16 protein-coding genes and 1 tRNA gene are annotated in these 13,326 nt (G+C 66.5%); 8 read left to right on the forward strand and 9 right to left on the reverse strand.

Annotation, left to right across the window (positions count from 1 at the left end; all coding sequences use genetic code 11):
- Window positions 1-995: HNH endonuclease signature motif containing protein (locus tag IDF66_RS22355; RefSeq protein WP_190268692.1), on the forward strand; the 995-nt coding region annotated here is incomplete at its 5' end.
- Window positions 996-1,063: 68 nt separating this feature from the next.
- Here IDF66_RS22355 and IDF66_RS22360 read toward each other — a convergent pair.
- Complete coding sequence (locus tag IDF66_RS22360) at window positions 1,064-1,690, reverse strand: lipocalin family protein (protein WP_164310408.1); 627 nt, start codon at window positions 1,688-1,690, stop codon at window positions 1,064-1,066.
- 75 nt (window positions 1,691-1,765) lie between these two features.
- Window positions 1,766-2,203, reverse strand: coding sequence for a DUF7144 family membrane protein (locus tag IDF66_RS22365; RefSeq protein ID WP_190268693.1), 438 nt, complete (start codon window positions 2,201-2,203; stop codon window positions 1,766-1,768).
- Window positions 2,204-2,432: 229 nt separating this feature from the next.
- Here IDF66_RS22365 and IDF66_RS22370 point away from each other — a divergent pair.
- Window positions 2,433-2,506 (forward strand) — tRNA-Pro (locus IDF66_RS22370).
- 100 nt (window positions 2,507-2,606) lie between these two features.
- Window positions 2,607-2,876 carry a hypothetical protein gene (locus IDF66_RS22375; RefSeq protein WP_190268694.1) on the forward strand — a complete coding sequence of 90 codons (270 nt, stop codon included), beginning with the start codon at window positions 2,607-2,609 and terminating at the stop codon, window positions 2,874-2,876.
- A gap of 58 nt (window positions 2,877-2,934) precedes the next feature.
- Here IDF66_RS22375 and IDF66_RS22380 read toward each other — a convergent pair whose 3' ends face one another.
- On the reverse strand, window positions 2,935-3,492 hold the full coding sequence (locus IDF66_RS22380) for an LppP/LprE family lipoprotein (RefSeq protein WP_223310026.1): 558 nt from the start codon (window positions 3,490-3,492) through the stop codon (window positions 2,935-2,937).
- On the opposite strand from IDF66_RS22380, the gene IDF66_RS22385 reads away from it, so the two are divergent.
- Window positions 3,491-4,420, forward strand: a complete 930-nt coding sequence (locus tag IDF66_RS22385) for a crotonase/enoyl-CoA hydratase family protein (RefSeq protein ID WP_190268695.1) — start codon at window positions 3,491-3,493, stop codon at window positions 4,418-4,420. The two genes, IDF66_RS22380 and IDF66_RS22385, sit on opposite strands and share 2 nt — an antisense overlap.
- 34 nt (window positions 4,421-4,454) lie before the next feature.
- Here IDF66_RS22385 and IDF66_RS22390 read toward each other — a convergent pair whose 3' ends face one another.
- Window positions 4,455-4,874 (reverse strand): DUF7144 family membrane protein, encoded by a 420-nt coding sequence (locus tag IDF66_RS22390; RefSeq protein ID WP_164310416.1) that lies wholly within the window; start codon window positions 4,872-4,874, stop codon window positions 4,455-4,457.
- 144 nt (window positions 4,875-5,018) lie between these two features.
- On the opposite strand from IDF66_RS22390, the gene IDF66_RS22395 reads away from it, so the two are divergent.
- Window positions 5,019-5,462, forward strand: a complete 444-nt coding sequence (locus tag IDF66_RS22395) for a nitroreductase family deazaflavin-dependent oxidoreductase (protein ID WP_190268696.1) — start codon at window positions 5,019-5,021, stop codon at window positions 5,460-5,462.
- A gap of 45 nt (window positions 5,463-5,507) precedes the next feature.
- Here the strand turns inward: IDF66_RS22395 and IDF66_RS22400 are convergent, their stop codons facing one another.
- From IDF66_RS22400 to IDF66_RS22410, 3 genes are all read right to left on the reverse strand, one after another.
- Entirely contained in the window at window positions 5,508-6,188 is a 681-nt protein-coding gene (locus IDF66_RS22400; protein WP_190268885.1) for a haloacid dehalogenase type II, read from the reverse strand.
- A 17-nt stretch (window positions 6,189-6,205) separates the two neighbouring features.
- The gene (locus IDF66_RS22405; RefSeq protein ID WP_190268697.1) at window positions 6,206-7,207 is read right to left on the reverse strand and encodes a metallophosphoesterase; all 1,002 of its coding nucleotides are present in this window, start codon (window positions 7,205-7,207) and stop codon (window positions 6,206-6,208) included.
- Between the two features lie 63 nt (window positions 7,208-7,270).
- Entirely contained in the window at window positions 7,271-9,715 is a 2,445-nt protein-coding gene (locus IDF66_RS22410) for a penicillin-binding protein (protein ID WP_164311091.1), read from the reverse strand.
- A 352-nt stretch (window positions 9,716-10,067) separates the two neighbouring features.
- Between IDF66_RS22410 and IDF66_RS22415 the strand changes: the two genes are divergently transcribed.
- A complete protein-coding gene (locus IDF66_RS22415; RefSeq protein ID WP_161061435.1) occupies window positions 10,068-10,382 on the forward strand; it encodes a WhiB family transcriptional regulator in 315 nt (104 codons plus the stop codon).
- Window positions 10,383-10,463: 81 nt separating this feature from the next.
- Here IDF66_RS22415 and IDF66_RS22420 read toward each other — a convergent pair whose 3' ends face one another.
- Together IDF66_RS22420 and IDF66_RS22425 are read right to left on the reverse strand one after the other, a co-directional pair.
- The gene (locus IDF66_RS22420) at window positions 10,464-11,582 is read right to left on the reverse strand and encodes an ArsA family ATPase (RefSeq protein ID WP_164310419.1); all 1,119 of its coding nucleotides are present in this window, start codon (window positions 11,580-11,582) and stop codon (window positions 10,464-10,466) included.
- Window positions 11,583-12,608, reverse strand: a complete 1,026-nt coding sequence (locus tag IDF66_RS22425; protein ID WP_190268698.1) for an ArsA-related P-loop ATPase — start codon at window positions 12,606-12,608, stop codon at window positions 11,583-11,585.
- Between the two features lie 43 nt (window positions 12,609-12,651).
- On the opposite strand from IDF66_RS22425, the gene IDF66_RS22430 reads away from it, so the two are divergent.
- A complete protein-coding gene (locus tag IDF66_RS22430; RefSeq protein WP_161061438.1) occupies window positions 12,652-12,816 on the forward strand; it encodes a DUF4177 domain-containing protein in 165 nt (54 codons plus the stop codon).
- A 5-nt stretch (window positions 12,817-12,821) separates the two neighbouring features.
- On the forward strand, window positions 12,822-13,295 hold the full coding sequence (locus IDF66_RS22435; protein ID WP_164310421.1) for a RidA family protein: 474 nt from the start codon (window positions 12,822-12,824) through the stop codon (window positions 13,293-13,295).
- The last annotated feature ends 31 nt before the right edge of the window (window positions 13,296-13,326 follow it).

Below are 13,326 nucleotides of genomic sequence, written 5' to 3' on the forward strand. Positions count from 1 at the left end.
AGTTGCAGGCGCGGCCCACCACCGACACGGTGTTGCAGGATCAGTTGGCCGAGGTGGTGATCAGCCTCGACCCCGACGGCGCCGCCCAGACCCGCGAACAGTTCGCCCACACCTGGCAGAACCTGACCGTCACCGCCGACTCATCCGGGCACATGACCCTCGACGGCTGTGTACCCGCCGAAGATGGCGTGCACCTGTCCCAACGCATCAGCACCCTGATCGCCGAACGCCTGTGTCGCCGCGACCCGCGCCGCATCGGACAACAACGCGTCGCTGCTCTCGCCGAGATCACCGGCGTCCCCGGCAAAACACTCACCTGCCACTGCGGACACCACGACTGCCCGCAACGCCCCACCCCCAACCCCACCGACACCACCGACCCGAGCGGGCATGGCACCGAAGCTATTGCGGCGGACGCCGACGTGCCCGAGGCCGAGCCAAGCAGCCAACCACCGTCGACGTCGCCCACCTGGACACTGACATCCGATCCCACGGGCAGCGTGGTCCCCCGACTGCACGGCTACGGGGCCATCGACCCCGCACTGGCAGCAACCCTGGCCGAGAACTCCACCCTCATCACGCTTCCCGACCAGGCGCACCGCCGACCATCCGGGCTGATCGTCGTCGCAGACCGCGGACCCGCACCACCGGTCGACACGACCGGCCATGGCGGGCACCGGCATCCACCACCGGGAGCCCTGACCTACACACCATCTCGGCGACTACGCGACCAGATCCTGCACACCGACCTGCGGTGCCGATACCCACTGTGCGCCACACCATCCCACGACTGCGAACTCGACCACCTCGTCAAATTCAACCATGCCGACCCACAGGCCGGCGGCTGGACCGTGCCACAAAATCTGGCGCCGCTGTGCCGACCCGACCATCACCGCAAACACCTCGGAATATGGCTACCCACCATGCACACCGACCGCACCATCACCTGGCACAACCCCACCACCGGACAGCAGATAGTCACCCACCCGCGATAGCGGGGGTCACGGCCCCAGGCTGTCCTGCACAGTCCGCTGTGTACTGCGCAGTCCTACACAGTGCAGTCCTACACAGTGCAGAGCGGCGAATGATCGGTCCGCCCACCGGTTGTCGGCGATACGAGGAAGATGCACGAGTTGTATCCGACCTTCTCGATCTCACCGCGCAGCATGCGCAGTGTGGAGGTGGGGACGACCTTGTCCCGGGAGAGCAGGAATCCGGATGTCCGCGTGGGGTCGCCGACGACGGCAAACCGGTAGGGATCGGTCGGGGTCTTGCCGTCGGCGATCCAAGCGACAATGTAGTTGGGAGCACTTCCGGGATTGATGCTCACCGGAACCTGGGGGAAGGTCACCGACAGCTGGGCTTTGGTGACCGGGTCGACGACGGAGGCGCGGCCTTGCACGCGATTGGTCTGGCCGGTGAATGTTGTGCAGGTGTTCTCCACGCCGATGGTCTTGGCATCGATCGGCGTGTACGTGGCCTTGGTGTCCTTGGCACAGTTCAGGTTGAAGAACGCGGGCACTGCGGCGAGTTGCCACCACGAACCCAGATACCGCTGCGCGTCGAGCTTCGGAATCGGCTGCAGGGGAGCGGCCGATGCGGGTGCGGTCGCGACGAACAGGGCTGCGATCGTGAGGGCAACGGTCGCGAACAGCGTGAACAGCGGGCGGGTCGTGCGGGTGATGCGCATGGCAGCTCCGTTCGATGTGCTGGATGGTGCCAGCGATTCGGAGCCGTCGTCGCCGCGGATGGGTGACTGGGCCGTTCAGTACCCTTCGGCGGGCTTCCAGGTCGCAACCGCCCAGATCACGATCAGGTCGAGCGCGATGATGAGGATTGCCCACAGCGGGTAATAAGGGAGCCACAGGAATTGCGCGATGATCGACACCGACGCGATGACCACCGCGGCGACGCGCGCCCAATCGGCGCCGACCGCCAGGCCACCGGCGACGAGTACGCCGAGGACGCCGATGACGACGTGGATCCAGCCCCACGTGGTGAGGTCGAATTTGTACGCGTACTCGTTCCCGAGGACGAAGAGGTCATCTTTGGCCAGTGCGGAGATGCCCTGGAAGATCGCGACCAGGCTGGCCACGAAGATCAGCGCGGCCGCCACGATCGAGATTCCGAATGCGAACCCGGTCTTGGCTCCGTAGTCGGCGTCGCGGTCAGGCGTTGTCACATCGGTTCTCTCGGCGGTCATGGTGCGCCTCCCTTCATTGGTGCAGACGATATTGATGCAGACGATCGGACGATAGTGCACGACCAGATTAAGTTGCCGAAGCAAATGAAATGACATGAACGCGCCGTTCGGGTTGAAATGTTATGTCGTGAGGTGCATGAAGTCGCGGTCGACGATCGTCCGATTCGGCGTTTGGCCAGCCGATTTAGTCCCCAGGGGGACCTGGGGGTAAGCTATCGCAGGTTGCACACGGGGTGTGGCGCAGCTTGGTAGCGCGCTTCGTTCGGGACGAAGAGGTCGTGGGTTCGAATCCCGCCACCCCGACGCAAGGTTGAGATTGCAGAAGAGGCCCTGGCCTGGAGAAATCCGGTCAGGGCTTCCTCGTTTCCGGCAATGCCGGGCCGCCTGTGTGTGACCATGGGCTATGCCGACACTTCTGACCTCGGATGAGCTCGACATCCGGATCCTCTTCACCGAATCCGCGCCGGACGTTCTCACGTTTGTGCGCGAGGCGATTCGGGCGCACGAACCCATCGGTCTGTCGACGAATGCGGACCATCACGTCTATCTCGTCAATCTCGCAAACCTCAAGCAGTTCGCGCTCACCGAGCTCGACCGCGACGACGAGTCGTTGGCCGACGACCAGATCACGGTCCTCACCTCACTGGCCGAATTGCGCGATCAGGCCGGCTGAGCGGCCGCACGCCCGTCGTCATCCCGGCGGGAAGGTGCCCACGCGCCGGATACCGTCGTCATAGGTGGCGGTCACGATCGTCGGTCCACCGGTCGGGGCAGCAGAAGGCGTCGTCGCCGAGCAGCCACCGATAACGCACGGCCACCGAATCGCGGCCGAATCCGGCGATGGCCGTATAGGAATACGGCACGGGCTCGACAGTCCCGACGAACTCGCCGCCGTGGAACAGCAGCACGCGGCTCGTGGCGGTCGCATCGTTGTAGCCGGACCCGGTGACCAGCACGAAGTCGAGGTCGCAGCCGCGCCCCAGCGGGTTGTCGGACGCGGTCTCGACCTGCCACTGTCCGCCGTTCGGGTCGTTGCCGAGTGACGCGACGGCGTTGTGGACCATTGCGGAGTTCGCGTCGAGGCACAATCCGTGGCCGCTGCCGGCGGGTGGGGCCGCGGGCAGCGGTCCGGTGTCGGGAGCGGTCATGTGTGTGGTCGCCATCGTGGTGGCCCTGGGCAGTGCATCGTGCTGCGCGGTCTCGTCGGTGCCGCAGGCCGTTGCGAACGCGGGCAGGGTCAGCGCTGTCGCGACAACGCACACGACGCGCGAGAATGGCAGGTTCGCCATGGTGGTTCGCCCCTCGGTCGTCGATGTCCCGACCTACCTCGTCTATCGCGACGACCATCCGCGCGGTTACCGGAAGCGGCGAGAGATCCCGGACTCGGCGGAGAGGCTGCGGCGTATCGTCGGCGGGGTGATCATCGAGCGTGCGAACGGACCCGTCCGGATCATCGGTATCAATCGACCCGAGGTGCGCAACGCAGTCGACCGGACCACCGCGGACGCCCTCGCCGACGCCTTCCGTCGCTTCGACGCAGACGATTCGTCGTCGGTGGCTGTCCTGTACGGCGAAGGTGGAACCTTTTGTGCAGGAGCTGATCTCAAGGCCATCGCCGATGGCGCACCCAATCGGATCGACGACGACGGGGACGGTCCGATGGGTCCGTCGCGAATGCGGTTGTCCAAACCGGTGATCGCCGCGATCTCGGGGCATGCCGTGGCAGGCGGCCTGGAACTGGCGTTGTGGGCAGATCTGCGCGTGATGGACGACGACGCCGTGTTCGGGGTGTTCTGCCGCCGCTGGGGCGTGCCCCTGATCGACGGCGGAACCGTGCGACTACCGCGACTGATCGGTGCGAGCCGGGCGATGGATCTGATCCTGACGGGACGGCCCGTGTCGGCGCCGGAAGCACTCGATATCGGACTCGCCAATCGTGTTGTCCCGGCAGGGACATCGCTCGACGCGGCGATCCGACTGGCCACCGAGATCGCCGGACTGCCGCAGACCTGTCTCCGGCACGACCGGATGTCGATGCTCGAACAAGAGGGCCTCGACGAGCGCGCTGCCATCGCCAACGAGTTCGGACACGGCAAGGAGTCGCTGGCCGCGGACACGCTGGCCGGGGCGCGGCGTTTCGCCGGCGGCGCCGGTCGTCATGGTGCCGCGGAGGCCCGGTCTGCGCCCACCGATGTGGCAGGCACAGACCGGGCCTGAGGTCGGTGCGGCTCCGAATGTGTGGCCCGAGGGGTCAGGCCGTCTTCCAGGTGGCCACCGCCCAGATGATCACGAGATCGATGGCGATCACCAGCACCGACCACCACGGGTAGTACGGCAACCACAGGAAGTTCAGGATGATCGACAGCGCAGCCACGATGATGGCCGCGACCCGCGCCCATGCTGCGCCGGTGAACATCCCGATCGCGATGCCGATCGCGACGATCGAGACGACGATGTGGATCCATCCCCAGCTGGTGATGTCCATCTTGTAGACGTACTGCGGGCCGACGACGAAGAGATCGTCCTTGGCCACCGCCGAGATGCCCTGCAGGAGTCCGATGATGCCACCGGTGAGCAGCAGGATCGCGGCCGCGATCGTCGTGCCGCCTGCGAAGCCCTGCTGCACGCGATGGTCTTCGTACCGTCGTTCCTCGTACTGTGGTGTGGTCATGGCAACCTTTCTCTCTGATGGGTGCCGGAAGCCTTGTCGCGTCACCTCTACCGCATGGTCGTGGACGCACGCGGCGGCCACATCCCCCGTAGCGGGTGATTCCGTGATGGTGGGTGACAGAGCGCGACGAGAGGTCAGGTCTCGATGAGCATCGCCGCCCGGTTATTGCAGACCCGATGGTTTGTGCGAGCGCCGATCATCGTGTTCCGCGCCCGTCTCGGCTTCTTGTTCGGTGGTCGCCTGTTGCTGCTCGAGCACACCGGGCGTCGCACCGGAGAGAAGCGCTATGTGGTGCTCGAGACGGTCGAACGAGCGTCACCGACGCAGGTGGTGATCGCGTCGGGTTTCGGGACACGTGCCCAGTGGTTCAAGAATCTGCAGGCCGACCCCCGCTGCCGGGTGTCCGTCGGGTGGTCGTCGAGGCGTGCGGCGCTCGCGGAGGTGCTGGGTACCGACGACGCGACGGCCGTCCTCGACCGATATCGCGACGCGCATGCCCGTGCGTATGCCGAGTTGTCCGGAGTCATCGAGGAATCCACGGGACTGTCGATCGATGACGTGCCACTGGTCCGGTTGACCCTCATCTGACGTGCCTGAACCCGAGTTGGAGGACGTGCTGTCCGTCGGACCGGATCAGCAGCCGAGTTGCTGCGCCAGATCGAGGATGTCGGTGGCGTGGATGTCGTTCTGGGGCGAGCCGGAGTCGTCCTTCGGGTCGCCACCCCACTCCATCGGACGTTCGATGAACGCGGTGCGCAGGCCGAAGGATCGCGCCGCATCGAGATCGTGCTGGTGCGTCGCGACCATCATCACCTGCGCCGGCGAGACCTCGAGCAGATCGGCCAGGCCGCAGTAGGTCTCGCGAGCGGGTTTGTAGTGCCGCCAGAGGTCGGACCCGCCGATGACATCCCACTCGAAGCCGTTGTGCCGGGCCATGTCGGTGAGCAGCGCGACGGTTCCGTTGCTGAGCGCACACACGAGGAATCCGGTTCGGAGTCTGCGGATTCCGTCGGCCGCGTCCGGCCATCCCGGGATGGTGCGCCACGCGCGGACGAGCCGGGCCGCCTGCTCGTGGCCGAGTGCGCAGCCACACAGCGTCGCGACCTCGTGGACGGTCTCGGTCTGCAGATCGTCGAGACGCCGCCAGGGCAGCTCACCGGACTCCACGCGCGCCAGGATCGGTCCGTACCGACGGCGCCACTCACGAGCGAAAGCGCCGGCGTCAACGTCCGGCACCACCTCCCGGACCGTCGACGAGATCCCGGTGAACCAGTCGGTGACCGTGCCGAACGTGTCGAAGGCGAGCACCTTCAGCTCGCCCGCGGGCCCGTTCAGCCGATCTCCGACGCCAGTTGCGGCAGTGAATGATCCTCGTCGAACTCGGCGTCGCCGTTCGAGACCGGTGTCAGCGTCAGCAGGCTCGCCTCGGGGCGGCAGCAGAACCGGGCGGGCGCATACGGTGAGGTGCCGAGGCCTGCGCTGACATGCAACTTCATCGCCGAGCCCCAGCTGGACACGCCCTTCACGCGCGACCGGTCGAGCTCGCAGTTGGTCACGAGGGCTCCGAAGAACGGCAGGCACAGCTGGCCGCCATGCGTATGTCCGGCCATCACGAGGTCGTAGCCGTCGTCGGCGAAGCGGTCGAGCACCCGCGGCTCCGGCGAATGGGTGAGTCCCAGACGCAGATGCGCGAGCGGGTTCGGCCGCCCCGCGATGGTCTCGTAGCGGTCGCGCTCGATGTGCGGGTCGTCGACACCGGCGGCCACCACGCGCACCCCGCTGACCTCGAGTTCGCGCACGGTGTGGGTGGCGTCGAGCCAGCCGCGTTCGATGAACGCGGCACGCAGGTCCTGCCATGGCAGCGGATCGCCGAAGGTCCGGGTGTGGTCACTCCGGAAGTACTGGAAGGGATTCTTCAGGCGCGGCCCGAAATAGTCGTTGGAGCCGAACACGAACATGCCCGGCCGCGACAGCAGCCCACCCAGCGACTGGATGACTGCCGGGACCGCCTGCGGATGGGCGAGGTTGTCGCCGGTGTTGATCACCAGGTCGGGCTCCAGGGCCTCGAGCTCGGAGACCCATGCCTGCTTGAGGTGCTGGTGGGGTGTCATGTGGAGGTCGCTGATGTGCAGCACACGCAGCGGCGCTGCCCCGGGTTCGAGCACCGACAACGTGCTGTGCCGGAGTGTGAAGGCGTTGCGTTCGACCACCGTCGAGTAGAAGAGACCCGCGGCGGCCAGGCCGGCCAGCCCGCCCGCCGCGCGTACCGCGGCCGAGGAGGTCAGGCCCGCTGAGCTGATTCGGCCCGCGAGGGCGTTGTCGACGTGAACCATTCACTCAGGATACGCAGTGTCACGCCCGTGGCACCCACGGGTTTTCTCCGGCCCCCGGGCGACTCAGCCCGGGAGTTGGATCACCACCGGCCCGACGCCCGGGACCTGCACCGTCGTCTCGGTGGGGCCCTTGTCGCCGTCGTCGCGCCGGCCGTTGCTGACATAGATCGTCACCACACTGCCCGGCATCGCCGAATCCGACGGCGCGGTGAACACCACCGTGCCCTGCGGCCGGTTGCTGTCGACGTCGAGCTGGTTCACCTTGAACCCGGCGCGCTGCAGTCGCGACGTCGCGTCGCTGGCCCGCAGACCGCTGACCGAGGGAATCCGCCCGCGGTCATTGCCTGCCATGAATCGCGGATCGGTCGGTGGGAGGTTCACCGGCCCGAACTTGGTGGCCACCGGTTTGATCGCGGCGTACCAGGTCCGCGCCGGCTCCATGCCGCCGTACAGATTTCCGTCGTAGCACTGACGCAGCGGGCTGCTGCAGATCCCGGTCGGATTCGGGCCGTCGTTGTAGACGTAGGAGGAGCCGGCGATGTTGTTGGTGAAGCCCAGGAACGCCGACGAACGATGCGACTCGGTGGTACCCGTCTTACCGGAGACCGGCAGGGTCCAGCCTGCGGACCCGGCGGCGCCTGCGGATGTGCCGCCACCCTTGTCGTCGTGGCTCAGGCCGTTGGCGAGGGTGTTGGCGAGGCCTTCCTCGACGGCCTGCTCGCACGGCGGCGGGTTGAACGGGACTGCGGTCATCGCCGGCTTGCCGTCGGGCCCGAGCACCGGATTGCCGTACTGATCACGCTTGATGCGGCTGATGGATGCGATCGGATTCGGCGGGCACCAGGTGCCGCCGGAGGCCAGAGTGGCGGCGACGTTCGACAACTCGAGACCGTTGACGGGCAGTGGTCCCAGTGTGAACGAGCCGAAGTTGCCTTCCTTCACGTAGGTGGCCATGCTCTTGTCGCCATAGCCCGACGATCCGGGCACGGTGTAGGACCGCAACCCGAGACGTACGGCCATGTCGACTGCCGGCTTCACACCGACCTGCTGCAACAGCTTGACGAAGGCCGTGTTGGGGGACTGCGCGAGCGCATTGGTCACAGACATCGAAGCGGGATACTTGCCGTCGTTCTTGACGCAGTACGAGTTCGCCGGGCACCCGTTGGACCCGCTGCTGTTGCCCATGCCCTCGAGTGCGACGAAGCCGGGTACCTGGATGTTGGAGGCGAGTCCGAGTCCCTTCTCCATGGCTGCCGCCGTGGTGAAGATCTTGAACACCGACCCGGCGCCGTCACCGACCATCGAGAACGGCTGTGACTGCACGGTCTGGCCTGCCTTGAGGTTGAGCCCGTAGTCGCGGCTCGAGGCCATCGCCAGGATGTCGTGCGATTTCTTGCCGGGCCGGATCGCGCTCATCACGTCGGCGACACCGTCGGAATCGGGATTCGCCTGTGCTTTGACGGCCCGCATGGTCGACCGCTGGACATCGGGGTCGAGGGTGGTGCGGATCACGTAGCCGCCGCGTGCCACCGAGTCGCGTGACATGCCGTTCTCGGCGAGGAACTGCAACGCGTAGTCGCAGAAGAACCCGTTGTTGTCGGCTCCGATGCAGCCCTGCGTCGGGGTCTGCGGGTTGGGCACCACACCGAGTGGCTTCGCCTTGGCCGCCACGAGCTCCGCGCGACGATCCGGGAAGTTCTGGATCATGGTGTCGAGGACGGTGTTCCGCCGCTTGGTCGCGGCTTCCGGATTGGTGTACGGGTCGAGGGCCGAGCTCGACTGCACCATGCCGGCCAGCATGGCCGCCTGTTCGACCGCCAGGTCCTTGGCGTGCTTGCCGAAATAGGTCTGGGCCGCCGCCTCGATGCCGTAGGCGTTGTTGCCGAACGGCACCACGTTCAGGTAGCGGGTGACGATCTGTTTCTTGGCCTCTTGCTTGGCCGCCGCGTCGTCGAGGCCCTTGTCCCGTTTCGCCTGGTCGGTGAGCGACTGTTCCATGGTCAACGCCATGCGGACCTCACGCAGCTTGCGCGCCGGAGTGGTCTCGATCGCCGCCTGCCGGTCGGCCTCGGTGCGTGCGAGGACCAGGAGTTGATAGTTCTTGATGTACTGCTGATCGAGCGTCGAGGCGCCCTGCTGCACTTCGCCCGACGACGAGTTCTTGAGCGCCGCGCGGATGGTGCCCTTCCAGTCGACGCCGTCGTGTTCGAGGAACCGGCGATCTTCGATGGAGATGATCGCGCGGATCATGTCCGGCGAGATGTCGTTGTAGCCGACCTGATAGCGGTACTGGTCGTAGAGCACGGCTATCGGCGTGCCCGCCGAGTCGGTCATCGTGGTGACCTCCGGCAAGGTGCCGTTGAGCAACTCCGATGAGACATTTTCGACGGCGGAGGCCGCACGGTTGGACACCACGCCCATACCGCTTGCGACCGGGTACAGCAGACCGGCCACCAACACGCCAGCCAGCAGGCAGGCTCCGGCCAGCGGCCACAGCTTCTTCGAGATCGGCACATCGACAGGATACGTGTGATGGGCGGAACATCGTCCGACCACGGGTCACGGGGGGTCGCGTGCGGCGAGCGGGGCAGGTGACCTGCGCGGATGTCACTTGTTTGGACGATGGTGCCATTTTCTTTGCTCCAGGGGTTGCGCTCCCATGCACAGATCCTTAAATTGAGTGCAGAATGTGACTCACTTAACATTCCCTCGGGGATGTGAAGCGCGACCAGTGCCGCGGGAGCCGTGACCAGCGCAAATGCTTCCGTTGGTGAGAAATGTTCACGGTCAGGGACGTCGGAGTCGTGGCAGAGAACGCGTGACGACCCGGCGGGACACAACGACAGACAGGGGTCGGCGGATGGCGATTGCGGCAGTTTCCACCGGAGATGACGCTCGGTTGATGTGGGTGTCACAAGCTCGATGCCGGGGAGGAAACCCCGACGACCTGTTCGTTCGCGGAGCGGCCCAGCGCAAGGCCGCAACGATCTGCCGGCACTGCCCGGTGCAGCTCGAATGTGGTGCCGACGCCCTCGACAACCGAGTCGAGTTCGGTGTCTGGGGCGGCATGACCGAGCGGCAGCGGCGGGCGTTGCTCCGGCAGCATCCAGAGGTCACGTCCTGGGCGGCATTCTTCGACGCCCAACGACGCCGGCAGCGCGCCGACGCGGTGTGACCCAGCGACGAACGACAGTCGCACGACACTGATGGCCGGCCCGTTCGGGCCGGCCATCGTCGTTGAGGGTGAGGAGCGCTGTCAGCCGCGGCTGACGATCTGCTCGGCGACGGCGCGCAGCGCGACGGCGTCGGCCACCTCGAACGGCAGGGACGGGACCCCGACGATCGGCACGGCGGGATGCGATGCGGTGAACCGTTGCAGCAGGTGGAGTTCCCGCTTGCCCCTGGCCGCACGCTCGGAGTGGATCTCGAGCACGCCCCGGGTCAGTTCGTCGTCGACGCTCTCGAGGGCCGCACGGGCCGACGACTCGGAGATCGACGTCAGATTCGGGTGGGTGCGGTTGAGGATCAGGCCGGCGAGTGGCATCGACTCCTCCGAGAGGCGGTCGACGAAGAACGCCGCCTCGCGCAGCGCGTCCGGTTCGGCCGCGGCGACCACGGCGAACTGGGTGCCGGGCTGCTTGAGCAACTCGTAGGTCTTGAGTGCCCGGTCCTGGAAACCGCCGAACATCGAGTCGAGCGACTGTACGAACATCGCGACGTCGCGCAGCATGTCACCGCCGATGATGGTCGAGACACCGCGCATCGCCAGACTCATCGCGCCGGTGACCATCCGGCCCACGCCGCGGCCACCGCCGACGAGCACCTTCATCAGCCGGCCCGACAGGAACGAGCCGAGCCGTTGCGGTGCGTCGAGGAAGTCGAGGGCGTTCCGTGACGGCGGGGTGTCGACGATGATGAGGTCCCAGTGATCCCGCTCGAGCAGCTTGCCGAGCTTCTCCATCGCCATGTACTCCTGCGTCCCGGAGAACGACGACGCCATCGTCTGATAGAAGGAGTTCTCCATGATCGCGGCCGCCCGGTCGGGTGATGAGTACTCCAGCACCATCTCGTCGAAGGTGCGTCTCATGTCGAGCATCATCGCGTCGAGGGAACCGGCGCCCGAATCGCCGGACCCGTTCACGGCGCCGATGTCCACCGGCTGCGGATCGTTGGTGAGCTCGGACATGCCCAGCGACTGCGCCAGCCTGCGGGCCGGGTCGATGGTGAGTACCGCGACGGTCCGGCCCTGCTCGGCGGCGTACAGCGCCATGGCGGCGGCCGTGGTGGTCTTGCCGACCCCGCCCGCGCCGCAACAGATCACCACGCGGGTGGTGGGATCGGTGAGCACCGAGCCCATCTTCAGGTCCAGCGGCATCTAGGCACCTGCCTTCTGCAAGAGGTTGACGAGTTCGTAGATCGCCCCGAGGTCGATACCGTCGCCGAGCGTCGGCAACTCCAGGGTGGGCAACTCGACGTCGTCGAGTTGTGCCTTGGCCACCTGCTGGGCCTGCAGTCGGGTCGCGTGCTCGATGGTCTCGGTGAGCAGGCCTGCCAAGTCCTCGTCCGAGACGTTCATACCGGCCGCGGTCAGATGCTCGAGCACCCGCGGCGCATCGATCCGGCTCTCGGCGATCTCGTCGATGGAACCGGCGGGCAGATGGGTCGCACTCACGCGGTTGATGATGAGCGTGCCGATCGTCAGGTCCTTCTCGCGCAGCTCGGCCACGGCCTCGACGGTCTCCTGGATGGGCATCGCCTCGAGCAGGGTGACCAGATGGATGACGGTGTCCTCGGAATGCAGGAGTTTCACCACGCCATCACTCTGGTTGCGGATCGGCCCGGTCTTGGCGATGTCGGCCATCGCCTTCGTCACGTCGAGGAAGTTCCCGATCCGGCCGGTCGGCGGGGCGTCGACGACGACGGCGTCGTAGACGCGTCTGCCCTGCTTGTCGGTGTGGATGATCCGTTCCTTGATCTTGCCGGTGATGAGGACGTCGCGGAGTCCGGGCGCGACGGTGGTGACGAAGTCGATGGCGCCGATGCGCTTCATCGCGCGACCGGCGAAACCGAGGTTGTAGAACATGTCGAGGTACTCGAGGAGGGCGTGTTCGATGTCGAGGGCGAGCGCCGACACCTCGCCGCCGCCCGAGGCGGTGGCGATCCGCGTGTCGGTCGGCGGCAGCGGCGGGATGTCGAAGAGCTGTGCGATGCCTTGGCGGCCTTCGCATTCCACGAGGAGGACCTTCTTGCCGTCGGCGGCCAGGGCGAGGGCAAGAGCGGCGGCGACGGTGGTCTTGCCGGTACCGCCCTTACCGGATACGAAGTGCAGGCGGGCGCGCTCGGCGGACTCGGGCCATTCGTTGGCGTGCCCGGCGTCGTCGGCCGGTGTTTCGTTCACCACTGCATCACCATATCGACAACCCTCGACCCGTTAGGGTGGGTCCATGAGTGAAGTGACCGCGTGGGAGTACGTGACCGTGCCGTTGTTGACGCACGCCACCAAGCAGATCCTGGATCAGTGGGGCGCAGACGGCTGGGAACTGGTCAGCGTACTGGCCGGCCCGACCGGTGAGCAGCACGTCGCCTACCTGAAGCGGCCGAAGGGATAGCACCGATGGCAGGTACATGGACCCAGCGTCTGGCCGAGCTCGGTATCGAACTGCCCCCGGTGGTCTCGCCGGTCGCGAGTTACGTACCCGCGGTCCGGACCGGGAACCTCGTCTACACGGCCGGACAGCTGCCGATCGTGGCCGGTGAGCTCGACGTCGCGGGCAAGGTGCACGAGGGTGCCGAGGGCGTTGTCAACCCGGATCAGGCCAATGCCGCTGCCCGCCAGTGCGCCCTGAACGCGCTCGCCGCCGTCGACGGTCTGGTCGGCATCGATTCGGTCGTGCGCATCGTCAAGGTCGTGGGCTTCGTCGCTTCCGCACACGGATTCACCGGCCAGCCCGGTGTCATCAACGGTGCCTCGGACCTCCTCGGGGAGATCTTCGGTGAGAATGGCGTCCACGCCCGCTCGGCGGTCGGTGTCGCCGAGCTGCCGATGGGCGCGCCCGTGGAGGTCGAGCTCATCGTCGAGGTTTCCTGATCCGGTGACCTGGACCACTGCCCTCGGCGAC

This window comes from Gordonia hankookensis (assembly GCF_014673215.1).
Lineage (GTDB): Bacteria > Actinomycetota > Actinomycetes > Mycobacteriales > Mycobacteriaceae > Gordonia > Gordonia hankookensis.

Bases quoted from the DNA above. Each gene is read 5' to 3' on its own strand.
- IDF66_RS22365 (WP_190268693.1), bottom strand. From the start codon at position 2,203: ATGACCGCCGAGAGAACCGATGTGACAACGCCTGACCGCGACGCCGAC.
- IDF66_RS22430 (WP_161061438.1), top strand. From the start codon at position 12,652: ATGAGTGAAGTGACCGCGTGGGAGTACGTGACCGTGCCGTTGTTGACG.
- IDF66_RS22390 (WP_164310416.1), bottom strand. From the start codon at position 4,874: ATGACCACACCACAGTACGAGGAACGACGGTACGAAGACCATCGCGTG.
- IDF66_RS22435 (WP_164310421.1), top strand. From the start codon at position 12,822: ATGGCAGGTACATGGACCCAGCGTCTGGCCGAGCTCGGTATCGAACTG.
- IDF66_RS22385 (WP_190268695.1), top strand. From the start codon at position 3,491: ATGGTGGTTCGCCCCTCGGTCGTCGATGTCCCGACCTACCTCGTCTAT.
- IDF66_RS22375 (WP_190268694.1), top strand. From the start codon at position 2,607: ATGCCGACACTTCTGACCTCGGATGAGCTCGACATCCGGATCCTCTTC.
- IDF66_RS22360 (WP_164310408.1), bottom strand. From the start codon at position 1,690: ATGCGCATCACCCGCACGACCCGCCCGCTGTTCACGCTGTTCGCGACC.
- IDF66_RS22415 (WP_161061435.1), top strand. From the start codon at position 10,068: ATGGCGATTGCGGCAGTTTCCACCGGAGATGACGCTCGGTTGATGTGG.
- IDF66_RS22420 (WP_164310419.1), bottom strand. From the start codon at position 11,582: ATGCCGCTGGACCTGAAGATGGGCTCGGTGCTCACCGATCCCACCACC.
- IDF66_RS22380 (WP_223310026.1), bottom strand. From the start codon at position 3,492: ATGGCGAACCTGCCATTCTCGCGCGTCGTGTGCGTTGTCGCGACAGCG.
- IDF66_RS22395 (WP_190268696.1), top strand. From the start codon at position 5,019: ATGAGCATCGCCGCCCGGTTATTGCAGACCCGATGGTTTGTGCGAGCG.
- IDF66_RS22405 (WP_190268697.1), bottom strand. From the start codon at position 7,207: ATGGTTCACGTCGACAACGCCCTCGCGGGCCGAATCAGCTCAGCGGGC.